At 43.8% G+C, this 26,229-nt stretch carries 20 protein-coding genes; 8 read left to right on the forward strand and 12 right to left on the reverse strand.

Annotated elements, in window-relative coordinates:
• Positions 1-295 precede the first annotated feature (295 nt).
• The 4 genes from LC605_RS06100 to LC605_RS06115 form a co-directional block, all read right to left on the reverse strand.
• Complete coding sequence (locus LC605_RS06100; RefSeq protein WP_229546671.1) at positions 296-751, reverse strand: divergent PAP2 family protein; 456 nt, start codon at positions 749-751, stop codon at positions 296-298.
• 519 nt (positions 752-1,270) lie between these two features.
• Positions 1,271-2,203 carry a geranylgeranyl diphosphate synthase CrtE gene (gene crtE, locus LC605_RS06105; RefSeq protein ID WP_229546672.1) on the reverse strand — a complete coding sequence of 311 codons (933 nt, stop codon included), beginning with the start codon at positions 2,201-2,203 and terminating at the stop codon, positions 1,271-1,273.
• A 323-nt stretch (positions 2,204-2,526) separates the two neighbouring features.
• A complete protein-coding gene (gene folD / locus LC605_RS06110) occupies positions 2,527-3,405 on the reverse strand; it encodes a bifunctional methylenetetrahydrofolate dehydrogenase/methenyltetrahydrofolate cyclohydrolase FolD (RefSeq protein WP_229546673.1) in 879 nt (292 codons plus the stop codon).
• Between the two features lie 173 nt (positions 3,406-3,578).
• Positions 3,579-3,797 carry a hypothetical protein gene (locus LC605_RS06115; protein WP_229546674.1) on the reverse strand — a complete coding sequence of 73 codons (219 nt, stop codon included), beginning with the start codon at positions 3,795-3,797 and terminating at the stop codon, positions 3,579-3,581.
• Between LC605_RS06115 and LC605_RS06120 the strand changes: the two genes are divergently transcribed.
• From LC605_RS06120 to LC605_RS06130, 3 genes are all read left to right on the forward strand, one after another.
• Positions 3,796-4,212 (forward strand): hypothetical protein, encoded by a 417-nt coding sequence (locus tag LC605_RS06120; protein WP_229546675.1) that lies wholly within the window; start codon positions 3,796-3,798, stop codon positions 4,210-4,212. The two genes, LC605_RS06115 and LC605_RS06120, sit on opposite strands and share 2 nt — an antisense overlap.
• Before the next feature lie 21 nt (positions 4,213-4,233).
• Positions 4,234-4,668, forward strand: coding sequence for an NUDIX hydrolase (locus tag LC605_RS06125; RefSeq protein ID WP_229546676.1), 435 nt, complete (start codon positions 4,234-4,236; stop codon positions 4,666-4,668).
• Positions 4,669-5,082: 414 nt separating this feature from the next.
• The gene (locus tag LC605_RS06130; protein ID WP_229546677.1) at positions 5,083-6,186 is read left to right on the forward strand and encodes an AI-2E family transporter; all 1,104 of its coding nucleotides are present in this window, start codon (positions 5,083-5,085) and stop codon (positions 6,184-6,186) included.
• A gap of 11 nt (positions 6,187-6,197) precedes the next feature.
• On the opposite strand, the gene LC605_RS06135 is transcribed toward LC605_RS06130, so the two are convergent.
• The 3 genes from LC605_RS06135 to LC605_RS06145 all read right to left on the reverse strand — a co-directional run bounded on the left by LC605_RS06135 (position 6,198) and on the right by LC605_RS06145 (position 8,654).
• Positions 6,198-6,932, reverse strand: a complete 735-nt coding sequence (locus tag LC605_RS06135; RefSeq protein WP_229546678.1) for an HAD family hydrolase — start codon at positions 6,930-6,932, stop codon at positions 6,198-6,200.
• Positions 6,933-7,190: 258 nt separating this feature from the next.
• Complete coding sequence (gene cysK, locus LC605_RS06140; RefSeq protein WP_229546679.1) at positions 7,191-8,153, reverse strand: cysteine synthase A; 963 nt, start codon at positions 8,151-8,153, stop codon at positions 7,191-7,193.
• 18 nt (positions 8,154-8,171) lie between these two features.
• The gene (locus LC605_RS06145; RefSeq protein ID WP_229546715.1) at positions 8,172-8,654 is read right to left on the reverse strand and encodes an Rrf2 family transcriptional regulator; all 483 of its coding nucleotides are present in this window, start codon (positions 8,652-8,654) and stop codon (positions 8,172-8,174) included.
• A 366-nt stretch (positions 8,655-9,020) separates the two neighbouring features.
• Between LC605_RS06145 and cysE the strand changes: the two genes are divergently transcribed.
• The gene (cysE, locus tag LC605_RS06150) at positions 9,021-9,749 is read left to right on the forward strand and encodes a serine O-acetyltransferase (protein ID WP_229546680.1); all 729 of its coding nucleotides are present in this window, start codon (positions 9,021-9,023) and stop codon (positions 9,747-9,749) included.
• A gap of 108 nt (positions 9,750-9,857) precedes the next feature.
• Here the strand turns inward: cysE and LC605_RS06155 are convergent, their stop codons facing one another.
• The gene (locus tag LC605_RS06155) at positions 9,858-11,117 is read right to left on the reverse strand and encodes an acetate kinase (RefSeq protein WP_229546716.1); all 1,260 of its coding nucleotides are present in this window, start codon (positions 11,115-11,117) and stop codon (positions 9,858-9,860) included.
• Positions 11,118-11,583: 466 nt separating this feature from the next.
• Between LC605_RS06155 and LC605_RS06160 the strand changes: the two genes are divergently transcribed.
• Positions 11,584-12,465 (forward strand): M48 family metallopeptidase, encoded by an 882-nt coding sequence (locus LC605_RS06160; RefSeq protein ID WP_229546681.1) that lies wholly within the window; start codon positions 11,584-11,586, stop codon positions 12,463-12,465.
• Between the two features lie 504 nt (positions 12,466-12,969).
• The gene (locus tag LC605_RS06165) at positions 12,970-15,984 is read left to right on the forward strand and encodes a UPF0182 family protein (protein WP_229546682.1); all 3,015 of its coding nucleotides are present in this window, start codon (positions 12,970-12,972) and stop codon (positions 15,982-15,984) included.
• 102 nt (positions 15,985-16,086) lie between these two features.
• On the opposite strand, the gene LC605_RS06170 is transcribed toward LC605_RS06165, so the two are convergent.
• From LC605_RS06170 to LC605_RS06180, 3 genes are all read right to left on the reverse strand, one after another.
• Positions 16,087-16,563, reverse strand: coding sequence for a hypothetical protein (locus LC605_RS06170; RefSeq protein ID WP_229546683.1), 477 nt, complete (start codon positions 16,561-16,563; stop codon positions 16,087-16,089).
• A gap of 323 nt (positions 16,564-16,886) precedes the next feature.
• The gene (locus tag LC605_RS06175; RefSeq protein ID WP_229546684.1) at positions 16,887-17,195 is read right to left on the reverse strand and encodes a hypothetical protein; all 309 of its coding nucleotides are present in this window, start codon (positions 17,193-17,195) and stop codon (positions 16,887-16,889) included.
• Positions 17,196-17,444: 249 nt separating this feature from the next.
• The gene (locus LC605_RS06180; protein ID WP_229546685.1) at positions 17,445-18,107 is read right to left on the reverse strand and encodes a GIY-YIG nuclease family protein; all 663 of its coding nucleotides are present in this window, start codon (positions 18,105-18,107) and stop codon (positions 17,445-17,447) included.
• Between the two features lie 278 nt (positions 18,108-18,385).
• Between LC605_RS06180 and LC605_RS06185 the strand changes: the two genes are divergently transcribed.
• Together LC605_RS06185 and LC605_RS06190 are read left to right on the forward strand one after the other, a co-directional pair.
• Complete coding sequence (locus tag LC605_RS06185) at positions 18,386-19,315, forward strand: carbohydrate ABC transporter permease (protein WP_229546686.1); 930 nt, start codon at positions 18,386-18,388, stop codon at positions 19,313-19,315.
• Between the two features lie 76 nt (positions 19,316-19,391).
• Positions 19,392-20,219, forward strand: a complete 828-nt coding sequence (locus tag LC605_RS06190; protein ID WP_229546687.1) for an Rpn family recombination-promoting nuclease/putative transposase — start codon at positions 19,392-19,394, stop codon at positions 20,217-20,219.
• Positions 20,220-20,240: 21 nt separating this feature from the next.
• Here LC605_RS06190 and LC605_RS06195 read toward each other — a convergent pair whose 3' ends face one another.
• Positions 20,241-25,976 (reverse strand): translocation/assembly module TamB, encoded by a 5,736-nt coding sequence (locus LC605_RS06195; RefSeq protein ID WP_229546688.1) that lies wholly within the window; start codon positions 25,974-25,976, stop codon positions 20,241-20,243.
• Positions 25,977-26,229: the final 253 nt, after the last annotated feature.

Here is a 26,229-nt window from a genome sequence, read left to right on the forward strand (position 1 = left end):
ACAAAGCTACTGAATATACATAAAACCAGTAAAATAACTTAAATATGAAGATGCACGAGCATAATCTGCAACTACAACAATCACAAAAACTTAGTAATTACACTATGTGACACCCCAGGGTGCGGAAGGTGGGTTCTATGACTCTGGAGAGAGAATAATCCAAGGCATTAGAAATCGCGGCTACACAAATTCTCGTCCGCCTGCGCGGACTAACGCCAAAATAGGGTTTCAAATTTAGTCTGACGAGAGTAATAAAAGAGCGTTAGTTAATAAACTGTGGGCTGTAGACTATTGACTAATAAGCAGACCTAGCTAACCAATAGATGGTTATACCCAAAGCCGATCCAGCGATTACCTGAACTGGTGTATGTCCGAGTAATTCTTTCAGACGGTCTTGGCTAAAGTCTGGTTTTTCATGAAATAATTCATCAATCATTTGATTGAGAATACGAGCTTGTTTACCAGCCGCTTGGCGAACTCCGGCTGCATCATACATGACGATGATGGCAAAAACGATCGCAACGGCAAAATCAGGAGATGCCCAACCCAGTGTTTGCCCTACACCAGCGGCTAGAGCCGTAACCAGAGCCGAATGGGCACTGGGCATACCTCCGGTTGTCACCAAAACACGCACATTCAGTTTACGATTTTTAACGAGCTCGACTACGAGCTTTAATGCTTGAGCAATTAAACAAGCTACCAGAGCAACCAGCAGCACCCGGTTGTCTAAAATGTTGCCTATGTCCTGCATGGTATTTTGGTTAGGTTAGTAAATATTAGCAGCAGTTGTTGGTTGAGGAAACATTTAGATTCAACCCAAAATCCCAAATTAACCTACTACATCACCACGGAAACAGACCAATTATTCAAAATCGCCCAAAAGCTTATCAAGTAAGCTTTTTGAATTTTGAATTCTGCTAGGCGGTGTAGTACAGCATAGCGTCAATAAACCACCCATTCCAAATCAATCAAACGCTTGCGGTATAGGAATTACGTTAGCGTCACGCAAAGGGAGTCCGCGTACCCCTCCTCTTAAGCAAGCTACGCTTTTAGCGTCTCGTAGAGAGCGTCATTACTTTCCTTGTGCCGACTTGTACTGCCCTTCGACTACGCAGTTCGACTGCGGTTCCATCTCTTCTTAGGCTACGCCAACGAGCGGAGTCGAGATGCTCACCGTAAACTCACCAAGCGCGCAGATGAAGTAGCGCAGTCGTTCGCGTAGCATCCCGCTCTTAAGGGAGTCGAGGTATTACGAATTCCCCAAGCGTAACTAATTCTTGCGGCTGGTAATAAAATGAGCGATCGCTTGGAGTTGCTTGGCTTTGTCTCCAAATGGTTCTAATTCCACACAAGCTGCTTTAACTAGCTCTTGAGCTTTTGAGCGCGATTCCTCAAGTCCCCAAAGGCTAGGATAGGTCACTTTCTTCGCTTTTTGGTCTTTACCAGCAGTTTTACCTAATTGCTCTTGGGTAGAAGTGATATCCAGAATATCATCGATGATTTGGAATGCTAGCCCAATATTTTGAGCATAACGGGTCAGTCGCTGCACATCTTCAGGTGATGCCCCAGTTATGATCCCGCCACAAACTACGCAAGCTTCCAAAAGGGCGGCTGTTTTGTGTTTATGAATAAAATTTAGGGTTTCTAGGGAAATATCGGATTTACCTTCCGACTCTAAATCGACAACTTGACCGCCGACCAAACCAGCTGCCCCCAGCGCCTTGCCAAGACGGGCAATTACCTGCAAAACTAGCTCTCTGTTAACGCTTTGGGGGGTTTTAATGGCAACAAACTCAAAAGCTAGAGCCAACAAGCCATCCCCGGCCAAAATTGCCACATCTTCGCCATAGACTTTATGATTCGTCAGCTTCCCACGACGGTAATCGTCATTATCCATCGCTGGCAGGTCGTCATGAATCAACGACATTGTGTGGATCATCTCCACAGCACAAGCGGTTGGCATGGCCATTTCGATAGTTCCACCCATCATTTCACAGGTAGCAAGGCAAAGAATGGGACGTACACGCTTGCCTCCAGCTAATAACGAGTAGCGCATCGCCTCATAAATCTTTTCTGGATAAATGATGGGGATAGCCTGATCTAAAGCAGTATCACAAAGCTTTTGTCGCTCTTTCAGATAGGCTGCTAAGTTAAACGTAGCTTGCTCTGGTGGTGTCTTTTGAACGTTATCAGTTGCTACCATTCTTCAATTCCTGACACTTTGGGATTTTTGTCTTATACGTCACAATTTTAAGGTGCTGTGGGGCTGAAAAAATGAAGAGTTAGGAATTAGGAGTTAGGAGTTAGGAGTTAGGAGTTAGGAGTTAGGAGTTAGGAGTTGGGAGTTAGGAGTTAAGTAAGTCGGCAAGAATAAATCAAGCTATATTACGAAACGTAAATACACCTCAAACCCTTATAAATGACGAAGGACAAATGACAAATGACAGCTTTAGCCAGTTAGCTTTATTTGCGTCGCTCTACTTAGAAATAATAATTCTTAACTTTTAACTCATCACTCCTCACTCTTCACTGTTTTAACGCCCTGGAATAGCTGGCAAATGTATTTTGCAACAATATGGCGACAGTCATCGGGCCGACACCGCCAGGAACGGGGGTGATAAATCCTGCTACAGCAGCAGTTGATTTCAAGTGGACATCGCCAATTAAGCGACTGTTGCCACTGGCATCGGTGACGCGGTTCATCCCCACATCTACCACAACAGCGCCCGGTTTCACCATATCAGCAGTAATCAGTCCGGGACGACCTACTGCTGCAATTAGAATATCGGCATTTTGGGTGATGGTTTTGAGGTCATGCGATCGCGAGTGAGCGATCGTGACTGTGGCATCAGCTTCTAATAACATCAACGCCATCGGTTTACCCACCAAAATACTGCGTCCCACTACTACTGCCTGTTTTCCCTGCAAGTGGATATCATATTCTTGTAAAAGCCGCATCACACCAGCTGGAGTGCAGCTGCGTAAACCCTTTTCTCCCCGTACTAGTCGCCCCAAATTTACTGGATGCAGTCCATCAGCATCTTTATCGGGATCAATTTGATGTAGCAGAGTCACAGCATCCAAGTGGTGAGGTAGGGGCAATTGCACAAGAATGCCATCCACTCTTTCATCGTGGTTAAGTGCAGCAATTACCTCTTCTAACTCCTCAAGGGTAGTTTGGGCGGCAAAATGCTTACCAAAAGAGGCGATACCAACTTGAGCGCAAGCTTTTTCTTTATTACGTACATAAGCGGCTGACGCTGGGTTATCACCAACCATCAACACAGCTAAACCAGGGGGGCGACCAATTTTTGGTTCTAATTGTGTAATGGCAACAGAAAGTTCTTGCTGAATTTTTGCTGCTATTGCTTTACCATCGAGGAGTTTGGCAGTTTTTGTTTCCATGAAAATTTCCAGCTATATTCGTCTTTGGTCGAAAGTTCAAAGTGAAAATATTTATTCTTTATTCTTGACTTTCGACTATTATTGTGTTGCTGTTTGATGTCGTAGCGTTTCTCTCGCAGTAAATCCATAGTTTTTATTTTCTCAGATCAAGCCATCATCTGAAGAATAAAGAATTAGGGGGATGAGGGGGATGAGGGGGATGAGGGGGATGAGGGAGATGAGGGGGATGAGGGGGATGAGGGAGATGAGGGAGATGAGGGAGTGAGGAGGATAACCAATGCCCAATGACCACTTGCCCTGAGGGAACGCGAGTGCGATCGCACCAGAAGGGATACCCAATACCCAATGAATGCCCAATACCTAAAATAAATAAATAAATTGGTGGCTTTCATGCAACAAACAAGAAATTTATCCCTTTTGTATTTATACAGGCATAGTATTATTCCTTACCGCCTGGGGTTGACTTTTTTCCTGGTAGCGGGACTTTGTAGTTGTGGTAACTTGACATCGCCTAGCTTGAGTAGGGCTGGCTTAAAATTTGGCACAAATGTCACTCCAATTGGAGAAATTAAACTAAAACAAGACAATCAGGCAATAGTTTACATCCAAGGTCAGGTAGAAAAGCAAGCTCCCCTGATGAAACAATGGGCTTATCAAATTAATGACTCAACTGGCAAAATTTGGGTTGTTACCAATCAAAAGAATCTAGGTCAGGATTCACAAGTGGTGATTAAGGGTAAAGTTCGCTACCGAAGTATTCCCTTAGCTGGCAAAGAATTAGGGGAAGTTTATTTAGAAGAAGAGTAATCAGCAATTAAAAATGAATATATGAACAATCAACAGGTGCATATAGCGATCGCAATTCTCTACCAAAAAAACAAGTTTCTCATGCAGCTGCGCGACAACATCCCTGGTATTCTCTACCCTGGTTACTGGGCACTATTTGGCGGTCACATCGAACCAGGTGAAACGCCGGATGTCGCTCTCAAGCGAGAAATTTTAGAAGAAATCGGCTATGACTTACCACCCTTTATTGAATTTGGCTGTTATCGTGACGAAAGAGTTGTCCGTCATGTCTTTCATGCACCACTCTTGGTGGAATTAAATCAACTGGTTCTGAATGAGGGCTGGGATATGGGGCTATTAGCACCAGAAGATATTCACCAAGGTAACTGTTATTCACAAAACGCAGGTGAAGTCCGACCTTTGGGGGCAATGCATCAGAAAATTATGTTGGATTTTATTGAGAAAAATTCAACATAATTTGGGCCATTGAACATTGGGCACTGAGCATTGGGCATTGGTTATCATCCAATACGCTTGGGTTAAGGCTAAAACTCTTTGCCAAAGTCAATTTTTTTTACGTAGACGCTTCTCTACGAGACGCTACGCGAACGGCTTGCCGCAGGCTACCGCAAACGCGAGTGCGTCTCCCCTTCTCCCAAAGGGAGAGGCTAGCGCCAAGGGAGAAGGACACCAACGCGAGTGCGTCTCGTAAGAGTTGGACGCAAAGAGAAGAAAGAAATGCTTAACTGAACTGTATTGGGTTATCATCCTCATCTCCCCCATCTCCCTCATCTCCCCCATCTCCCCCATCTCCCCCATCTCCCCCATCTCCCCCACTCCCGACTTCCTAAAAGCCAAAATAAAGTTATAACTCTTATGGGGTAATCACTAATGCAATCAGCAAACAAATTGCCGCGATGGTTAACTATCGGATTGGCATTTCCCATTGCCATTCTCAACGGCTGGCTATTGCTCCAGGTTGTACAGTATTTTCAACCCTTGGTTAGCATTATTGCCGCCGCCATCCTACTGGCTTTTGTCTTGAACTATCCAATCCAGTTTCTTCAGGAACAAGGGGTAAAACCGAACTTGGCGATCGGGGGAGTGCTGCTTTTGACTGTAGTCGTTTTAGTAGCTTTAGGCATCACCTTGGTTCCCTTAATTCTCCAACAGCTCAACGAGCTAGCTAATATTTTGCCCAGTTGGATTGATTCTGGTACTCAGCAGCTGCAAGCTTTCCAAGATTGGGCATTAAGTCAACAACAACTTCCCATTAATTTAAGTGGTTTGTTTACCCAAATTCTGGAACGATTATCTAACCAACTTCAGTCCTTCACTGGTAGAATTCTTGGTTTTGCTGTTGATACCATTGGTATTGTCCTCAACGTGCTGCTGGCGGTAGTGCTGACTATCTACCTAATATTGAACGGCGAACGTCTTTGGGACGGAATTTTTCAGTGGTTTCCCCCTAACATTGGTTCAAGAATGCGGGAATTGCTACGAGAAGATTTCCACAATTACTTCATCGGTCAAGCAACATTGGGAGCTGTGTTAGGGGTGACAATTACACTGGCATTTTTGGCGCTGCAAGTTCCCTTAGCTCTACTTTTTGGTATTGGTATTGGCTTGTTTTCACTCTTCCCCTTTGGTACGGGAGTCGGCATCGCCATAGTAAGTTTGTTGGTAGCACTGCAAAATTTTTGGTTAGGAGTGGAAGTCTTAGGTGTAGCTGTTGCTATCGACCAAGTTAATTCTAATTTTGTTGCACCTCGAATTCTTGGTAATTTGACTGGACTAAATCCTGTGTGGGTGGTAATTTCTTTGCTACTAGGGGCAAAGTTAGGAGGAGTGCTGGGTTTGTTAATTGCGATCCCTATAGCCAGTTTTATCAAGGATATAACAGATAGTTGGCGGGCTGGAGAGTTTAATAAGATAGATGATATTGAGTCAGAACCTATTGCGGTAACAACTCAAAGAGCAGGAACTTATAGCTAAAATTCAATCATTCACTCTTCTAAAATCTGGATTTCATCAAGTTGATTAATCACTACATCCGCACCTCGAACATTATCTGACTTACCTACCCAAGTGATACCAATACAACCTGCGGCTTTAGCATTACGCGCCATCTGCATATCACCAACTGAATCACCCACCATCAATGTAGCGCCTGGTTCAACTCCCAAGGCTTGGCAAGCTTGCAAAAATAGCACTGGATCTGGTTTACTCAGGCCCTCATCCACTCCCATTTTTAGCTGAATATAATCACTTAATTGGTGATTAGCGACAAAATTACGTACTTCTTCAGTTGTCGCAGCTGAGAGAATGCCAAGTTTTAGTCCACCTTTTTGCAGGTATTTCAAAATTTCTAGGCTACCTACAAACAATGGTGAAGGAGTTTGTCCAATGTATTTCTCAGCTTCATCCAAAGCTTGACGGGCTATTTTTAAGCACTCAAACCATCCTTTTCCAGTTTCAGCAATATATGCCGCAGCCGCAACTTCTGTTTCATGGCGGCTTGCTACTGATATTAAACCTGCGGGATCTAGAAGATTGCCATTGATGCCAAATGCCATTAATAAAGGTTCCCCTGTTCCAGGGATTTGAGCATCTATTAATCTTGCTGCCTTTTGTGCAAGCGATCGCAAATACGTTTCTGAATCCTCTAGAGTACCGTTTTTGTCAAATAAAATTGCCTGGATATTATTAAAAGTGATATTTCTACATTTAATGGTTGCCACAATATTTCACCTCACTTAAGTAAGTCGGCAAGAATAAATCAAACTATATTACGAAACGTAAATACACCTGAAACCCTTATAAATGACGAAGGACAAGTGACAAATGACAGCCTTAGCCAGTTAGCTTTATTTGCGTCGCTCTACTTACGTAAAAAAAGAGTTTCAGCCCTTTTGTGAACCCTATTGTCTGATAAACTTTCGTGGATTCAGAGAAACAACATCTGCTCTCAAGGCAAGGGTGCGATTTGGTATGCAAAATCAAACTCTACTCAACCACTCATTTTCCTCTGGGTCTTTGAACAGTGAGGTACTGAGGTATCGTTCGCCAAAGCTAGGCTGGATCATGACAATTAGGCGACCGGCATTTTCTGGCCGTTGTGCCACTTGAATAGCCGCGTATAAAGCAGCGCCAGTAGAAATTCCCGATAGCAATCCTTCTTCTTTTGCTAGGCGACGACTATAAGCGATCGCTTGCTCATCGGCTACCTGAATCACTTCATCTACCAGTTCTTTCCGGTAAATTGCTGGGACAAAACCTGCGCCAATACCCTGGATTTTGTGAGGGCCTGATTTACCACCTGTTAATACCGGACTCTTGCTTGGTTCAACTGCGATCGCCTGAAAACTCGGCTTCCGTCCTTTAATAACTTCTGAAACTCCGGTAATTGTTCCACCAGTACCGACTCCCGCCACGAGAATATCCACCTCTCCATCGGTATCATCCCAAATTTCTTCGGCTGTGGTTTCGGCGTGAACTTTTGGGTTAGCAGGGTTGCAAAACTGCTGCAACATATAAGCATTGGGCGTTTTCGCTACAATCTCCTCTGCATGAGCGATCGCTCCTCGCATCCCTTCCATCCCTGGCGTTAATTCTAGTTGAGCGCCGTAAGCTTTGAGCATGGATCGTCTTTCGTGGCTCATTGTGTCAGGCATTGTTAGAATAAGATGGTAACCCTTGGCGGCTGCTACCATCGCCAGCGCAATGCCTGTATTTCCAGAAGTTGGTTCTACTAAAACGGTTTTTCCAGGGTGAATTAAGCCTGCTTCCTCTGCCGCTTCCACCATGCTCGCACCAATCCTGTCTTTCACAGAAGATGCTGGGTTCATGCTTTCTAGCTTCACCACAATCTGAGCAACCGCTCCTGAACCTTGGGGAATCTTGTTTAATTGAACTAAAGGAGTTCGTCCGATTAACTCTGTGATATTTTTCGCTATCCGCATATGAGTACTCCGTCGTGTCTAAATATAATACATCGGGCTTTGCTGTGCGCGAGTTTCTCTTTCCTGGCACAAGTCTTGGAGTGTATAACGACCCAAAACTTCAATTGAGGCAGCGTTAGCTTGCTCCCAAATTTCATAAACCAGAGTCTTTTCCAGAGTCGGAGAGTCAGAGGTATGTTTCTCTTTGCGCTCGCCTTCGACCAAAGTGACAATTTCAAGTATTGTAATCTGCCAAGGTTCACGAACTAAAACGAAACCTCCTTTAGAGCCGCGTAGACTCTGCACCACACCAACACGCCGGAGGTTGGTCAAAATTTGTTCCAGATAACGTTCAGGTATGGGTTGCTTGGCACTGATCTCGCTCATGGTTAGAGGAAGTTTTTTCCTGTGGTGGCTTGCTAGTTCTAAGAGTGCCAGCAGCGCGTATTCCACTTTGGAAGACAGATCCAAGAGAGCGTAGTTTTGGCTATTCAAGACTATACTCAATATACTACGGTGAATTGAGGGACTTATCGCAGTTTATGCGAAATTAATTTTTCTCAAAGTGTGGAATGTGATCGCATCCCACTTACTACCAACAAAAAATTATACTCTATCGGCTTACCGTAGTTTATCTTCTGAGATAATTCTCATCAAGAACTTTAGGACTTACGCAAGTGTCACAAAAAATAAAAGCTTTTAGTTTGTAGTCAGGGCTACCCTACGGGAACGCTCCGCGAACAGCCCTGATGAAATCCGGGTAAAGTCCTGACTACAAACTCCAAATAATATGCCAGTTGCGTAAGTCCTAAACTTGATCTTTTAGTGGAAATGATCCTGAGTTTCTGTTTTCAGAGCCTCACTTACCAACGAAAATTTCAACAGATTATGCTACTAACTGATTGGCAAACCATTTTTGAGCGTGACCCAGCAGCCCGTAACTGGCTAGAAGTATTGTTCTGTTACCCTGGACTCCAAGCTCTAGTGTTTCATCGATTGGCGCACTGGCTGTATAAAATTGGAATTCCCTTTGTACCTCGATTTATCTCTCATCTTAGTAGGTTTTTAACCGGGATTGAAATTCATCCTGGGGCATTAATTGGCCAGGGAGTGTTTATAGACCACGGAATGGGAGTAGTGATTGGCGAGACTGCGATCGTGGGTGACTATGCCCTAATTTATCAAGGTGTCACCCTTGGCGGGACTGGCAAAGAAAGCGGCAAACGCCATCCAACTTTAGGCTCTCATGTAGTTGTAGGAGCAGGTGCAAAGGTATTGGGAAATATTCAAATTGGCGATCGCGTCCGGATTGGAGCCGGTTCTGTGGTGCTACGAGATGTGCCCAGTAACACTACTGTAGTTGGGATTCCAGGGCGTGTGACTCGTCAGAACAACTTAACTACCAATGTTTTGGATCATGATCAACTACGCGACGTAGAAGCTGAGGTAATCCGTGCTTTATTTGAACGTGTCAAGGCTCTAGAGAAACAGTTAGAGCAGTTGTCAGATAAATCAAGTTTGTCCACAATTGAGGTTGGCGACGAACTAACGAACAAACCTAAAAGTAAAAATTCTGATGGTATGATTGAAGATTTTCTTGATGGTGCGGGAATTTAGGAATTAGTTCACTAAGTAAGTCGGCAAAAATAAACCAAACTATATTACGAAACGTAAATACACCTTAAACCCTTATAAATGACGAAGGACAAATGACAAATGACAGCCTTAGCTAGTTAGCTTTATTTGCGTCGCTCTACTTAACTCCCAACATTGTTGAGCGATCGCCCAATTTTCTTGAGTATAAATAACTAATACCCGCACTGCTGAATCGGGTGTAGCAATATCCTCATCCACAGGCTGCTGCTGATTTTTCTCAAGGTCAAGTTTCAGTCCCAAAAAACCAAAGGCTTCACAGGCGCCTTGGCGAATTTGCCAAGAGTGTTCACCCACACCTGCTGTGAACACTAAAGCATCTAATCCCCCCAAACTAGTAAGCATTGCGCCGATACCAGAACGCAAGCGATGTACGTAGATATCCCACGCCAGTTGAGCGCGGGAATTGCCTTGAGCGTAGGCGTAGCCCGTCGTAGACATTGCTTCTCTCACCTCACGCAAATCGCTAGATATACCCGAAATTCCCTCTAAGCCAGAAGCTTTATTTAATACATAATCCAACCTTTCGACTGAGTAATTGCAGTACTGCAACAGGTAAATCAAAATCCCCGGATCAACTGAACCAGAACGACTACCCATCATCAACCCTTCTACAGGCGTGAATCCCATAGTGGTATCAACACTGTGACCATTTTTAATCGCCGCTAAAGAGCAGCCATTGCCCAGATGGCAAGTAATTAACCGCTCACAAGCAACATCTCGACCGAGAATTTGGGCAGCACGTTGAGAACAGTATTGGTGGCTGATACCATGAAAGCCGTAGCGACGGATGCCTTGCTCTACCCACTCATAGGGGCCGGGATAGATTGCTGCGGCATCGGGTAAAGTGGCATGAAATGCGGTATCAAATACTGCTATTTGGGTGACATCTCCTAAGATTTTTTCGATTGCTTCTATACCTGACAAGGCGGCTGGATTATGTGCTGGAGCAAGCTTAGACAGACTAGCGATCGCCTTTTTGACTTCCTCCGTAATTAGCACACTATCGCGATAATACTGTCCACCATGTACTATTCGATGCCCCACCACATCAATTTCTGACAACTGATCAATTACCTTGGTAGCACCATCACTAAGTTTATGGAGTATATAGTTGAGGTGTGCCTGTGGGGAATCACCAGAGATTGATTCTTGCAGCGTTGCACCCGTAGCAGTTTTCACCTCAATTTCTGCCACACCCCGATCTTGAATCCAGTTGATTTTCCCTTCCCAAAGGGGTTCGGGTGCTTGGCTGGGTAGAGCTTCATCTACAATTTCATACAGACAACTCTTTTGGCTGCTCGATCCGGCATTCAGCACCAATATCTTCATATGACAAGATAAAAACATGATTACCTTTGATCATGTCACTAAGTCTAGCCTCATACTTAGTTTTCTCAACCAATGTACTCATAAGGTGGGGATAGGAAGCGGGGGATAAGGATTGCATCTGAGGAAAGATTTTTTGCAAGAGCAAAAACAAATATCAGATGTATGACGAATCCCCAGAATTTTCTGATAAGATTATTTGGTCTTGACCATCAATGCCATAAGCGAAAACCAAGCTAAGAGGTATATGTTGCAAGAGAAAGATTTGGGTCTTGGGAACCAGGACTCCTGCCCTTGGAGGGAATGTCAGACTAACTGGAGCTATGGAGTTCTGGAAGCTATTCCCGATGAATTGGGAAGCTCCGTCCGTCTTACGGCGGAGTGGTTCACATCGTTATACTAACTGTGGGAGGCTGTTTATCTATGCAGCCAGATTCCATAGTTGTGTTTTTTTATAGCTTGCTGCACTATGTCCTTCTTCAAAACCCCTCTGATTGGTTTAAAAGCTGACTCATTTCGTCATCCATTAGACCTGGAAGCTACCAGAGCGCTCAAGCAGATACCGGGCATAGATATGTTGGTGCGAAATTGGCTTGGGCCAATGGCAGAGCAGGTTTTCTATGTGGAAAATATTGCCTCCAGCGTTCTGGTGGGTGAAAAGCAACTTCCCGATTTGCACAAGCTGTTGTTAGACGCTTGTAATGTTCTGGATATAGATCCTCCCCAGTTGTACGTTCGGCAACACCCGGCTCCCAACGCCTATACTTTTGCTGTGCGGGGTAAGCAGCCCTTTGTTGTGCTACACACTTCCCTGATTGATATGCTCACACCAGAAGAAATACAGGCAGTAATTGCTCATGAGTTGGGGCATCTCAAGTGTGATCATAGTGTTTACTTGACTCCTGTAAATTTACTCATATTAGCTGCGGCGATTGTGCCCAATGTCGGCACTTTCGTTGCCCAAGCCATACAGGCACAACTTTTAGAATGGGTACGATGTGCTGAGTTTACCTGCGATCGCGCCGCATTACTAGCAACCCAAGACCCGAAAGTTGTCATGTCAGTGTTGATGAAGTTGGCAGGTGGTTCCCCCACCTTAGCGCCACAACTGAATCTTGATGCCTTTATTGCCCAAGCCCGCGCTTACGATGATATTAGCAAGACAGAATTAGGCGAAATGGTCAAAGCTGCCCGCACAGCCCAATTAACCCATCCAGTACCAGTGCTAAGGGCGCGAGAAATTGACCGGTGGGCAAGCACCACAGAATATCAAACTCTGTTGCAAGCTCATGGACTTAAGTCTATTATTAATGATGATGTTGCACCCAAAGGCGGGTGGCGCAATTGGTAGAGCGATACTAACTTAGATATTAGTCATAGGAGTGAAAAAGAGTGTAGAGACGTAGCAGTGCTACGTCTCTACAAGGGTTATGGGTAAAGCATATTTAATTTCTACCAGATGTCTATTGTAGTGGTAATAATTTTTGGTAAAGCATCAAATACTTTCCTTAATGCAGTAACTCATATCTTGCACCTCTACGTACAACCCCAGGTAAAGTAAAAAGATATGCGATAAAGCTACCTCATTTTTATGGGTTTTTATCGCTAAATCAAGAGTTATGCTTTTTTACTGAGTAATAAAATTACATCAACTTTTCTTGGTGCAAGACGTGAGGTAAGGTTAAGTAAGTCGGCAAGAATAAACCAAACTATATTACGAAACGTAAATACACCTTAAACCCTTATAAATGACGAAGGACAAATGACAAATGACAAATGACAAATGACAGCCTTAGCCAGTTAGCTTTATTTGCGTCGCTCTACTTAACTTTGCAGAGAGTTTGGCTGCTACCGAATGTATTGGAAATGGGGCTTTAGACTATTAATTGTATTCTTGGGACTGTGGCTACTGTTGGATCTGGGTTCCCGCCTCGGGGCAGAGATTTTTTGGTTTCGGGAAGTCGGCTACCTCCAAGCATTTCTGTTGAGGGTGGTCACTCGTGGTCTTTTGTGGGTAGTTGTGGCTGGGATAACTGCTACATATTTACTGCTAAACCTGGCTCTAGCACAACGGCTAAAATATCCCCAGTCTTTGAAGATTGAGGAAGCAGAACAAAGCCGTGAATTAACAAATTTTCTTAGTCCTGATTATCGAAGACCTAACGAAACCCGGATAATTCCGCCGCAACGGTTTCAACCATTAAAATTGCGCTGGTTATTACCCCTAACTCTGGTACTGAGCTTGTTAGTTGGGTTGATGCTGGCTCACTATGGTAAGATTGCTCTTTTATACTGGAATACTCCAGTTAATCAGGGTATTCTACCTATTCCCGCCCTATTTCGACCAGAGACAATCTGGCAACTCTTAAGGCAGATTGTCTCTCAAGTCTGGGATCTGGGCTTAATTGGGGGAGTGGCGATCGCAATTTTAATCTATCCGCAATTTTTATTAACTGCGATCGCACTTTTCTTCAGTCCCATTTTTGGGTTCATTCTATTCCGACACTGGCCAAAGATGCTGCAATATTTGCACCCCACCCTTTTCAACAGCACTGAGCCTTTATTTGGTCGAGATATCAGCTTTTACGTATTTTCCTTACCCTTTTGGCAACTGCTAGAACTCTGGCTGATGGGATTGTGTTTGTATGGCTTCGTCGCCGTTACTCTCACTTATCTTCTGTCAGGAGACAGTTTAAGTCAGGGAATTTTCCCTGGTTTTTCGCCCCAGCAGCAGCGTCATTTATCCGGTATGGGTGGCTTATTAATGCTGGTAGTGGCTCTGAGTTATTGGCTGAGTCGCTATGAACTCGTGTATTCTACCCGTGGAGTAAGTTATGGTGCCAGCTATACCGATGTGACAACGCAGTTGCCAGTTTACACACTCTTGTGCTTCCTGGCAGTAGCGATCGCCTTTTACCTACTTTGCCGAAGGTTTTTCTGGAAACCCAAATCTCCGTATCGCCCATTGGTGTTTTACGGGTTAGGGGTTTATCTGGTAATGGTTGCAGCTGCTGACGTTGTTGTGCCGACTGTGGTGCAATATTTAATTGTCCAACCCAATGAGTTGCAACGAGAGCAACCCTACATTCAGCGTACTATTGCCTTAACTCGCCAAGCATTCGATTTAGAGGCGATCGATGCTAGAGGCTTCAACCCTCAAGGAGGGCTGACTGAAGCTGACATTCAAAAGAATGACTTGACAATTCGCAATATTCGCCTTTGGGATCAGCGACCACTGTTAGAAACTAACCGTCAGCTGCAACAAATTCGGCCCTATTATCGGTTCCCCGATGCCGATATTGATCGATATACTTTGAAAAAAGATGTAACTTCACGCCGACCATCTGCCCCTCAAAAGCCACCAGAATTTAAGCAGGAACTAGTTGAATCTACAGAACGGCGGCAGGTACTGATTGCAGCACGAGAATTAGACTACACTGGCGTACCACAGGAAGCTCAAACATGGGTTAACCGCCATTTAATTTATACTCACGGTTTCGGGTTTACTGTTAGCCCAGTTAATACAGTTGGGCCAGGTGGGCTACCAGAATATTTTGTTAAAGATATTAGCGGTGATAGTAGCGCTCTGACAACCTCCAGTGAAGCCATTCGTGAAAGTATTCCCATTGGACAACCCCGGATTTATTACGGTGAAATAGCTAATACTTACGTAATGACTGGCACAAGAGTTAGAGAGCTAGACTACTCCAGTGGTAGTGATAATATTTACAACTCTTACAATGGTCTGGGTGGCGTTCAAATCGGTTCAGTATGGCGACGGTGGTTATTTGCCATGTACTTGAAAGATTGGCAGATGGTGCTGACGCGGGACTTTTTGCCAGAGACAAAGGTGCTATTCCGGCGAAATGTCAAGCAAAGAATTCGAGCGATCGCACCTTTCCTCAAGTTTGACAGCGACCCCTATTTAGTTGCTGCTACCGCTAATCAAGATTATCCAAGTAATCCTAGCTATCTTTACTGGATTGTTGATGCCTACACAACGAGCGATCGCTATCCTTACTCAGACACTGGTAGTGATGGTATCAACTACATTCGCAACTCGATCAAGGTAGTGATTGATGCCTACAATGGCAGCGTTAATTTTTATATTGCCGATCAGAGCGATCCGATCATTGCCACTTGGTCAAAGATATTTCCCAACACCTTTAAACCGCTCAGTGCTATGCCACTGAATCTCCGCAGTCATATCCGGTATCCGGTAGACTTCTTCAAAATTCAATCTGAGCGGTTGATGACCTACCACATGACCGATCCCCAGGTATTTTATAACCGGGAAGACCAGTGGCAGATTCCTAACGAAATCTATGGCAGTGAAACCCGTCCGGTAGAGCCGTATTATTTAATTACTAGTCTACCCACTGTACCTTTTGTTGGCGCAGCCCCTCCTAGAGAAGAATTTATCCTGCTTTTACCCTACACTCCCAGACAACGGAGTAATTTAATCGCTTGGTTAGCGGCGCGATCGGATGGTGACAACTACGGTAAGTTATTATTATATACTTTTCCCAAAGAAAGACTGGTCTACGGCACAGAGCAAATAGAGGCGCGGATTAACCAAGATCCAGTAATTTCTCAACAAATTTCCCTATGGAATCGCCAGGGTTCAAGAGCCATTCAAGGCAATCTATTGGTAATTCCCATTGAGCAATCGCTGCTGTATGTCGAGCCAATCTATTTAGAAGCCACACAAAATAGTTTGCCAACTTTGGTGCAGGTAGTAGTAGCTTACGAAAACCGGATTGTCATGGCACAAACCTTAGAACAAGCATTGGAGGGAATTTTTAAACCAGAAGTGACACCAGCCCCGGCGATTATCCGCCCCTTTGAAGAAGCAGCCCCGCCAGGTTAAGGGATTTATTAGACATAGGAGTGAAAATGAATTGTTTTGACGTAGCAGTGCTACGTCTCTACAAGGGTTTCAGGCAACGCATAATTAATTTCTACCAGATGTCTATTGATTGAAGAAAAACTTTCCAGAGATTGGGTCTTGTTTGAGGGATTGAATAAAATCCCTCAAAGTCATCATGCTACCCGTTAAGGTGAATTTGGGAGTGCCATTTTGAGCAACAATTCTCACTTCACCGTCTTGGATCTGAATCTTATTTTTAATGCTATCCCATAGAGTCTCAAAGCTCTCATCGTCTTTGCAACCATTAGCTTCAAGGAATCTTTGGCGTACTTCTGTTTTTAGTGCTAGTGCTTCTGCTGCTTGAGTCCGCGCCTCAAAGTGCTTAATTACATCTTCATAAGCACTCTCCCTCAGAGTTTTGTTTTCAGCCTGAACTTGCTCTAACTGAGTTTTTATGCTTTGCAGTTGGGATGCTAAAGCGGCTGATTTCTGGTATTCAATTTTTAAGGCTTGCTTGGCATTGGCTAGCAAGGTTTTATAATCTGGCTGATCTTGATCTTGATTTTTTTCTGATTGCATTTTTATCTCTTGATCAACAGATTTTCGGTGGTCAACTCTCGTCAGTTAGATTGTAATACTGGCAAGAGCGTATTAGCCATTTTCAATCTGGTGAGGCACAGGTATGCAAATAGACCTAACACCCTAACCCCTTCCCGAAGCGGTAAGAAGGAACAATTTCATTGCCTCTCTCCTAAAAGGAGAGAGGCAATGAAATTGTACTTCACTAGACCGAGAACCGCTATAGTAAATATTTTCTGTTTTATCTAAGTATTAGTTATTTCACCAATATATAGACATCTCCAAAAATGAATCTACAACCCTTGTGCAGCTTGGTCTGATCCCTAATTTATGGAGATATCTAATGGTGATTCAGAGCTAGGATTCTCCTGAATACTACTTAGACTAGAACTAATATGGGAGCGGATAGCTCGCTCATAAACTCCAGTCTGCTGAGTGCGTACCCCTACAGCCTGATATATTAAGTTAACTTCTGGGAATTCAGACCAGTACATCAAGAAAATATCTTTAGCTGGAGTAACAATTTCATAATTATTCTCTTGTCTTTTCTTTCTCAGCTTACAATTATTTAGTTGCAATTTTTGTCTGAATAGTTTTTCAAATTCTGGAATTAAATCTGAAGTAGTTTTCATGTTTTATCCACGTTAAAACGCGTTAATAATGCAAAGACTATCTGCTGATATTACTTAAGTATGACACTTCAGATACCTCTTACAATATAGTCTATCAGTTATCGGGTATTTGAGAAGGGGATTCAAACGCAGGGGAACTCCTTGGCGCACCCTCTGATTGAGAAGCGCTTGCCATCAGGCACGTCTCTACATTCTTTTGCACTCCTATGTCTATTGTTGTGCGCCTACGGCGTGAACTGAACACTCATCCTAAGACTTAGTTTCCTGTGTCTGTGCGTCGATAATTACACTCCAGTCATCGTTTTTCACAGCAGCTTCAAGTTGGCGCTGACGTTCGGCTTCACTCACATCTATTGTTTCTGACTCTTTAGAAAGGGTTGTGTCAGCCATTGCTTTCCGCAGTTTGAGCTTTTTCTCCTCGTAGGCTTGACGTTCCGCCTCTGACATTATCGCTTTTGCAGCTTCCCCTACCGCGCTAGCCCACATTCCCCTTTCGGAAGCATTACCAGGTGGTATGCTTTCGAGTTCTGCTATCCACGCATCTCGCAAATCTTCCATTTCTTGACGCTTGGGGAACTTGAACGCTTGCACACGCACAAAAGCACACTTTTGCTTACCATTTTGGGTGACATGGCCGTTTAGGGAAAGCAACACATTCCGAGAATAACCAATGTGTTGCGTGCGGCGTTCTGCGTCCAATACTGCGTAAACACCTGCAATTTTTGCGTTTTCAGCAGCCGCACACCAAGCCTCAAGGGGCATAATTTCAGCGCTATTGTTTGTCAATTCAGGCGTTATACTCACCTCAGTAGCGACGTGTTCATCATCGGAACTATACAAAAAGTCATGAAGTCCACGGTGGTTTATGGGGACATTTTGATGTTCAATTGGCGGATTGTGCTGAGTTTCCATTGCAGTTTATCTCTAAGTTATTAATTAGCGATGCCAACGGTAAGGGCAAAGCGCTACGCAAATATATGCTCTTAAAATATTGAAGCTTAAATCTACTCACATCTCCAAATCCTTGTTATGACAATACAAAAACAACTAAGTAGGTTGGCGCAATTAAAGTTAACTGGCTAAGGCTGTCATTTGTCCTTTGTCATTGGTCATTAGTAAAGGCTTTAAGCTTGTTTACGTTTCGTAACATACTTGACTTTTTTCGTGCCAACGTACTTATTAAACTTCCTATGAATCAATTGAGACCTAAAAATTGGATATTAATCAAACAGCAGCTGACCCCTTATTTATTTTTACTACCCGCCTTAGTTCTTTTGGGATTAACTGTCTTTTGGCCTGCACTGCAAGCGTTTTACCTCAGCTTTACTAACTATGAAGATATTGCCCAACCGCCACAATGGATAGGTTTCGCCAACTTCCTCAAGCTTTGGAAGGATGCAGTTTTTTGGAAAACCTTAGAAAACACTTTTTTATATCTTCTGGGTGTAGTTCCAATTTTAGTAATTGCTCCCTTAGTGTTGGCAATTTTGGTAAATCAGAAACTGCGGGGGATGAATTGGTTTAGAGCAGCGTACTACACCCCAGTAGTAATTTCAATGGTGGTTGCGGGAATAGCTTGGAAATGGATGTATGCAGAAAACGGATTACTTAATCAGTTATTTAAAGGTTTAGGGATTTTTCCAGAAGGCATTCCTTGGCTAACTAGCCCAGCAAAAATTTTTGGCATTGTACCAATTTCTCTTGCCAGCGTCATGGCTGTCACCGTGTGGAAGGGGCTAGGCTATTACATGGTGATTTATTTAGCGGGGTTGCAATCAATTCCGGCTGATGTGTACGAAGCTGCTGCGATCGATGGCTCTGATGGAATCAGCAAACATTGGGATATTACCATACCTTTGATGAAGCCGTATCTAGCACTAGTGGCGGTGATTTCGGCTATTTCGGCAACGAAAGTGTTTGAAGAAGTATACATTATGACTCAAGGGGGGCCACTCAGTAGCTCAAAAACGATTGTTTATTATCTATATGAGCAAGCCTTCAACAATTTGGAAATTAGCTATGGTTGTACAATTGGGCTAGTGCTATTTTTGATAATTTTGGGCTTATCGATTTTGCGACTAGTTATTAATCAGCAAGGGGACGATAATATCACAATTTAATTCAAAGATATTAAATTTATAAAAATAATTCTTGATCAGCAATGACAATCTGAAAATATTCAAATATCCAGAGTGCATGAAAACAGATACGATTTTTTACACCTTATTTCAAACTCTTCCAGGTGTCTTATTTGAACTTTTAGAACAATCCCAATCCCTGGCGTTACACTACCAATTTACCTCAGTAGAAATCAAAGAACTAGCACGTCGCATCGATGGTTTATTCTTACCCAAACCTGACTTTCCAGAAGACACAATTTATTTTGTTGAGGTACAGTTTCAGCGCGATGATGATATTTACTGGCGAATAATCACAGAAGCTTTCCTGTATATAAATCAATATAAACCTCAACGTCGCTGGCAAGCAGTATTGCTTTTTGCTCAACGCAGTCTCGACCCAGGTGTGCCATTCATTTATCAAACATCATTAGTTCAACAGCAAATTCGTATAATTTATTTAGACGAATTAGATGATGTACCATCATCTTCAATTGGGCTAGGCGTGATTAAGTTAGTAGTTGCAGCAGAAGATAAAGCAGTACAGCAAGCGAAAAACTTGATAAATCAAGTACAACAAACGGATGACGCTAACCGTAGCAATCTTTTAGAATTAGTAGAGAGAATGCTTATCTATAAATTTGTAAACAAAAGTCAACAGGAGTTAGAAGCGATGTTTGGATTAACCGATTGGAGACAAACTAAATTTTACCAGGAAGTAAAGGAAGAAACAAAGCAGGAAGTAAAAAATGAGGTTCGAGAAGAAACAAAGCTCGATACTATACCCCGTCTGGTTAAGTTTGGTTTAAGTATAGAGCAAATCGCCGAAGCATTAGAATTGGATGTTAAACAGGTACGACAAGTTATTGATAAGCAAGGAGAAGGAGGAACAGGAAGTAACTCGTAATTTAAAATTGAAGAGATTTCTTTAAAACCGCGTTTGATACTCTAATACTGCACGGCTATCATCGGTTAAATTAGTGGAAGCACGCACACGAAATTCGTCGTTGATCCGGTAATTAACACCCCATTGGAAGGGGTCATTTGTTGTCAAAATTTTGATACTGGAAACGGATATCTTAGAAGAAATATCAACCCCAGCTTCTGCTGCTAATTCCAATGTTGAATTACTTCTTCCTGCCTCGGGATTCTCAGAAATAACCGTAGGAAATATCCGCAATTCATTTAAGCCAAAGGTATTACCAATCTGGTTAAAAGCTGACTGAAAATTATTGAACACAGCCGATCCTGCGATGTTAATCAGACCCAAAGTACTGTCAGCACGTCCTTGAGTGTCTACAAATCCACCTCCTAAAAGAGCCACAATTTCGGTTTGACTACGTGATGGACTACTTGTTAGTTCTAAACTTTCATTCAGTTTGCTAGCTAAACCATTGATAGTAGCTTCGACGCGAACACTTTCTAAGGCTGATAAACCTGTGGAATTTACCCGACCGAAGTCATTACTTTGAGTTACATCCAGTACTTTGGCAAATAGCCGAATATCTAAGTTGGGGTCGCGGGGTTGAGAGGGACTAAAAGTTGCAGTGTGTGTATAGCCACGAGCAAGGTTAAATTGGGTAGTAAATAAATTCACTCCACCTTGTTCTAACCGGATAGTGCCATTGGGTATCGGCTGATTGATTGAGCCGTTAACTATGAGATTACCAGTTGCGCGGAAGCTGAGAATAGGGGCACGGGTAATTTGGACGTTTTTACCTAGTTCTAAATCTAGATTATTAAATCTAGCGATGCCTAATGCCGTCAATTCATTTCTCATCTCATTCTCAATTTCAGGTTCACTCTGCTTATTGGCTTTGGTAGGTGATACGTCAATACTACTATTTTCAGATGAAGTGGCATTGCTAGATTCTGCCAGCAATACTTGACCATCAAATAAATTTATTTTACCGCCAATTATGGGGTTAAGGGCAGAACCAGTAATCTGCAAATTGCCGCTAGCGCCTCCCTGATAAAGTCCCTTGAGAATCAACGCTAGCGGATCGAGATTAACGGTTAGGGGATTGTTGATAGTCACGTTCTCATTGTTGAAAATGGGAATTTCTCCAGCAGCTTCTACCTTGCCATCGCTAAATCTACCCTGAAGATTTTCTACTAAAATGCTGTCAAAATTAAACAGTACTCTACCTGTGACATCTTTGAGCTTACCTGGCAAAGCCTGGGCTGAAAAAGTAGCATTATTGACAGTAGCAATTCCATTTACTTCGGGTTTTTGCAATGTTCCCCGCACCTTGAGGTCTATTTCTCCTTCACCTTTTTCAAATAGTACTTGATTAGTGAGTGCGTTTAACAGTGCCAATCCCTCGTTTTCCAACTTCATATCTAAACTGATTTGCTCACTGTCTGATGCCACGGAAGCAAAAGGCAATTTATAAGGTATGCTGCCAGTAATATCAACAGGTTTTGGCCCAGTAACGGCTACAGTACTACCAAAGTTTAAGCGTCCGTTGGCATAGCTGAAACTTGCGATCGCTGACTCTATTTTGTTCTGATTGAGTTTTCCTTCTGTGATTTGCAATGCCCCTCTAGCTTGGGGATTAGCAATGCTGCCTGCTAAAGCTGCTGTACCGTTAAGATTACCTGTGATTCCAACTGGTAGTTTGACAAAATTATTTAATACTTGTACCGGAAAATTATTCACCCGCAGCTGGCCAGATTGTTCATCACCGCCAACGTTACCCGTGAAGGCAATCAACCTGTTTTGAGACGCGATTCGCAAAGGTCGCAAACTCAAAACACCGTTTTCAAAGTTGCCTTCGGCAATCACGTTGTCGGCAGTATAAAAACGGTTTCGTTCTTCCTTTTTACCCCAGGCAAAGTTTTGTCCATTGAAATTAAATTCTACTGACAATCCATTAGCTGTAGCTGTATTTACACTTACTTCCCCGTTAAAAGTCCCTTTTAAGTCTGCTATGTCCGGTATGGGAGTGGAATCAAATCGCTGTTGTTCCTGTTCTGCCACTAGGGCTTGAATTTCAGAAAACCGTTGGATTTGGGTCAATAAGGGTTGATTTGGCGCTCCTTGGGGCGTGGTGCTGAGATCCTCTGCTGTGCCGTAGATTTCTGCTGAACCACCTGGCAAATTTTGTAAATCAAATACCTGTGCTATGGCTAGAACATCTTGGATCTCACCCTGCTTAACGTTCAGTTTACCTTGTAGTTGAGGGACTTTAGGGGTTTGATCTAAAGTACCAACAAGAGCGTAGCTACTTTTGCCTTTGACAAATTCGCTACTGGTTAGTGTGCCTTTGCCGTTACCGTAGCGGAATTGAGCCGTTAAACGATCGCCTGTAACCCGGCCAATTTGCGGATTAGCGATCGCTAAATTTCCTGTTGCTGCCAATGTCTGCTGATTAAACAGCAAATCCCCAGTTAACAACCCAGTTATTTTACCACTACCAAGGCGAGTAATTGGTGGCGGAGTCAAATTCAATATTTGTAAGGGGAAATTGGCAACTTTGAGCGCCCAATCATTCCCTTGAATATTACCTGTTGCTGATGCTTGCTGCCATTTGACCAAGAAAGATTTCGGGCGATTATTAGCATCTAAATTGAAGGATAGGCGATCTCTATTTCCTGCCAAGTTCAAATTTAAACCGCGTCCTTGCGCTGAATCGATGTTTCCAGTTAACAACGGCTCAAAAGCAATATCTTGAACAACTAAGTCTCGTAAGTTGATTTGTCCTGCTACATTTGGTAAGGGCAGCTTACCAGTGATTTGACCATTAAAATCTGCTCTCCCCGCCACAGCAACCTGATTAGGAAGATTTATGGGTAACTGTTTTAAGTTGTAATTCTGCGCCTGGACGTTGAGATTTAGGGCAGTAATTTCCGGTATACCTGCCTTGGTTGCATTGGCTAATATGTTACCAGTAACATTTAATCCGGGAGCAGTTGCTCGCTCAATGGTCAGCCTTTCACCACTCCAAGCGATCGCAGCCGTCAGGGGTTGCTCAAAACCAGGGATACCTTGGGATAATTGCACCTGTCCAGCAGCACGTACATCAGCTAATTTGGATGATCCTAGGGTGCCAACTAATTGCAACTGACCGCCAAATTGACCATGCAATTGTTGATTTAACCGATTTAATTCCACACCGTCAGCATTAACTACAGCTTGATAGCGACCATTGCCTAATTGGATATTAGAAGCTGCGATCGTTCCACCTGCAACATCCACCCGTCCCTGACCGCTAGCTTCGATAGTTTGCGGTTGGAAGGACTCCACAGAACCTGCCACCTTTCCTTGACCAGTTAACCTCCCTCGGAACTGCGGGGGTACTGCTACCAACTGCTGCAACGGAACATTATTTGCTTGAACTTGCGCCTGATATGCACCATTACCGACTTGGATATTAGAGGCTGTAATAGTTCCACCTGCAACATTTACCCGCCCTTGACCGTTGGCTTGAATAGTTTGCGGTTTAAAAGAATCAACAGAACCCGCGACATTGAACTGACCAGTTAACCCTCCCTGGAACTGCTTTGGTACTGTTGCTAACTCTTGCACAGGCACATTATTTGCTTGAACTTGCGCCTGATATACACCATTAGCCACTTGAATATTAGAGGCTGTAATAGTTCCACCGCTAATAGCAAGGCGACCTTCACCACTGCCACGTAGAGTTTTCAGGCTGAAATTATCTCTCTCACCTGCGATTTGGAACGTACCCGCCAATGGATTATTGAAAGCTGGGGGAGACTGTTTTAATATTTGCCCCAACCGCACACCATTAGCTTCGAGTTTAGCAGAGAAGTTTTGGTCTTGCAGTTGAATATGAGAAACTGCAACTGTGCCCCCACCAATTTGAACTCCTGCACCATCAGTGCGAATCGTGGCAATTTTGAATGGTGCTGTGTTGCCTGAAAGAATGAGACGACCATTGAACTGTGCCCCCGCCAAAGAGACATTTTGCAGTTGATTTGTGTTTACAAAAGGTTGTAACTGCACCCCAGAGGCAACAGCCACCGCTTGCCAACGCTGATTGGCGTAACTACCAGTTGCCCGTACAGTGCCACCACCGACATTCAGAGCTACATTGCGGAAAGAGACGGTGCGATTTGGAGCGATAGCAACTTCGCCAGTTCCGGGGTAAGTTCCATTAGGAGCTTGAAATTGTACCACCGTTTGGACATTGGTAGGAGGGCCTGTTAGTTGGGCAGTACCTAAGACATTACCGATTTGGAAATTGGGTGTTGTTTCGTAAACTCTGGCGATCGCATCCCCTGGAACATTCTTGGCAGCAAAATTTAAATCCAGTCGCGGGGTTTTACCGAGTTGAATGGTTCCAGCGCCCGTAATTTCACCACCAACTTGAGCTTTACCTTGAATATCTCTCAGGGTAATTAAAGAGGAACTAGTAGCAAGCTCAAACTTACTGCTGATACTATTAAAATCAACTTTGTCAATCCGAGCAGTTTGGATTGTGGCAACTGTACCTGAGAGAATTGGTTCAGTAGTTGATCCGGTAATCTGCAAATCAGCTTGTACTTGTCCAGCGATCGGCACAGGTAGTTTGACCTTAAGAGTCTCCTGGGCATTAGCCAAACTCACCGCATTTACACGCCCTGCCAACTTAAAGCCTGCTTGAGTATCAATGATTCCCGTAGCCACTAGGGGAATTTTGCCGTAGTTGCTAGTAACGTTGTTTAACTGCAACTCCGTTCCCCGGAAACCGAGGTTTCCTTGGGTATTGCTCAACAGTTGCGGCACTTTAGGTATTTGAACTGTTACACCTTGCACAGCAGCGCTACCAAACAATAAAGTTCGCTGTCCTGGTATCAACTGAACTAACAAGTCACCATTAGCTCGACCCGCCTGTAAGTTCACTGGTAACTTAATCAACCGAGCAATATTCTCAGCCAGTAAATCTTGCGATCGCACCTGAAAGTCACCTGCTAGCACCCTGGAACGTGTCTTTCCCTGAATGGAAACACTGCCACCACTGTCTGCTTGGCCGCCCGCTTCAAAGGTGATCAGCTGGTTGTTTGCTAAAAGTTGGGCAAATCCATTGATTTGAGAAAATGTTACAGGGGATGAGGGGGATGAGGGGGATGAGGGGGATGAGGGAGATGAGGAGGATGTTGCTCCCCCATCTCCCCCTGCTCCCCCATCTCCCCCCTGCGGCATCAACGCCAGCTTGGCATTGCGAAACCACAATTTGTCCAAATCGGTTTTAATGACACCGCTTTCGCCAGATGGCGCGATGTTAGTGGAAACCCAGCGCCCTTGGTTATCCTGTTCAATGTAAATATCTGGGTTGACTAAGGTAACATCTAACTTTAAGTGGCGGTTAAAGATTAGTTGTAACAGGTCAAAACCCACCTCTACAGCTTCGACTGCGGCCCGATCCGGATCTGTGGGTGTCGCTGGGATAGCTGAAACCCCAAACTGCACTCCTGTCAACGAAAATTGTGTGACTCTTCCCAGTTTTACTGGACGGTTGAGTGTAGTCGTGAGACTTTTTTGTGCCAAGGGTGTTAACTCTGTTTGGACAAAAGTCCACAACCGCCAAATGCCGACGACAACTCCGAACAGTAAAAGTCCACCCAAAGCAATGCTACCCCGACTCAACACCAGCAACCACAGACGCTTGCGGATAGGGGACGGCGAGAGAATATCTTGATTGGGAGATTTAGTCATTTGCTTTCACTGCATTCATTGCCGGATGTCGCTGGCACACAAGCATTAACTGGCACATTGGTTCAGTATGCCATTTCCAGGATACGCCAACTAAACTCAAGACCTGACTGGTTGAGTGACGGTATTTGCTTAATCCACTACTTATGCTTCATAATATTGGCGTTTTCAGGTAAATCTGATCTCAATTATGATCGGGTTTAGTCCCGAACTCCTAGAAATAGGAATACTTAACGTGGCAACGGCGGATGAGACG

It is taken from the genome of Nostoc sp. CHAB 5836 (genome assembly GCF_020829445.1).
Lineage (GTDB): Bacteria > Cyanobacteriota > Cyanobacteriia > Cyanobacteriales > Nostocaceae > Nostoc.

What these genes read in the sequence shown, in the direction of transcription:
- LC605_RS06100 (WP_229546671.1), bottom strand. Translation starts at nt 751, where the DNA reads ATGCAGGACATAGGCAACATTTTAGACAACCGGGTGCTGCTGGTTGCT.
- crtE (WP_229546672.1), bottom strand. Translation starts at nt 2,203, where the DNA reads ATGGTAGCAACTGATAACGTTCAAAAGACACCACCAGAGCAAGCTACG.
- folD (WP_229546673.1), bottom strand. Translation starts at nt 3,405, where the DNA reads ATGGAAACAAAAACTGCCAAACTCCTCGATGGTAAAGCAATAGCAGCA.
- LC605_RS06120 (WP_229546675.1), top strand. Translation starts at nt 3,796, where the DNA reads ATGCAACAAACAAGAAATTTATCCCTTTTGTATTTATACAGGCATAGT.
- LC605_RS06115 (WP_229546674.1), bottom strand. Translation starts at nt 3,797, where the DNA reads ATGAAAGCCACCAATTTATTTATTTATTTTAGGTATTGGGCATTCATT.
- LC605_RS06125 (WP_229546676.1), top strand. Translation starts at nt 4,234, where the DNA reads ATGAACAATCAACAGGTGCATATAGCGATCGCAATTCTCTACCAAAAA.
- LC605_RS06130 (WP_229546677.1), top strand. Translation starts at nt 5,083, where the DNA reads ATGCAATCAGCAAACAAATTGCCGCGATGGTTAACTATCGGATTGGCA.
- cysK (WP_229546679.1), bottom strand. Translation starts at nt 8,153, where the DNA reads ATGCGGATAGCGAAAAATATCACAGAGTTAATCGGACGAACTCCTTTA.
- cysE (WP_229546680.1), top strand. Translation starts at nt 9,021, where the DNA reads ATGCTACTAACTGATTGGCAAACCATTTTTGAGCGTGACCCAGCAGCC.
- LC605_RS06155 (WP_229546716.1), bottom strand. Translation starts at nt 11,117, where the DNA reads ATGAAGATATTGGTGCTGAATGCCGGATCGAGCAGCCAAAAGAGTTGT.
- LC605_RS06160 (WP_229546681.1), top strand. Translation starts at nt 11,584, where the DNA reads ATGTCCTTCTTCAAAACCCCTCTGATTGGTTTAAAAGCTGACTCATTT.
- LC605_RS06165 (WP_229546682.1), top strand. Translation starts at nt 12,970, where the DNA reads ATGTATTGGAAATGGGGCTTTAGACTATTAATTGTATTCTTGGGACTG.
- LC605_RS06170 (WP_229546683.1), bottom strand. Translation starts at nt 16,563, where the DNA reads ATGCAATCAGAAAAAAATCAAGATCAAGATCAGCCAGATTATAAAACC.
- LC605_RS06175 (WP_229546684.1), bottom strand. Translation starts at nt 17,195, where the DNA reads ATGAAAACTACTTCAGATTTAATTCCAGAATTTGAAAAACTATTCAGA.
- LC605_RS06180 (WP_229546685.1), bottom strand. Translation starts at nt 18,107, where the DNA reads ATGGAAACTCAGCACAATCCGCCAATTGAACATCAAAATGTCCCCATA.
- LC605_RS06185 (WP_229546686.1), top strand. Translation starts at nt 18,386, where the DNA reads ATGAATCAATTGAGACCTAAAAATTGGATATTAATCAAACAGCAGCTG.
- LC605_RS06190 (WP_229546687.1), top strand. Translation starts at nt 19,392, where the DNA reads ATGAAAACAGATACGATTTTTTACACCTTATTTCAAACTCTTCCAGGT.
- LC605_RS06195 (WP_229546688.1), bottom strand. Translation starts at nt 25,976, where the DNA reads ATGACTAAATCTCCCAATCAAGATATTCTCTCGCCGTCCCCTATCCGC.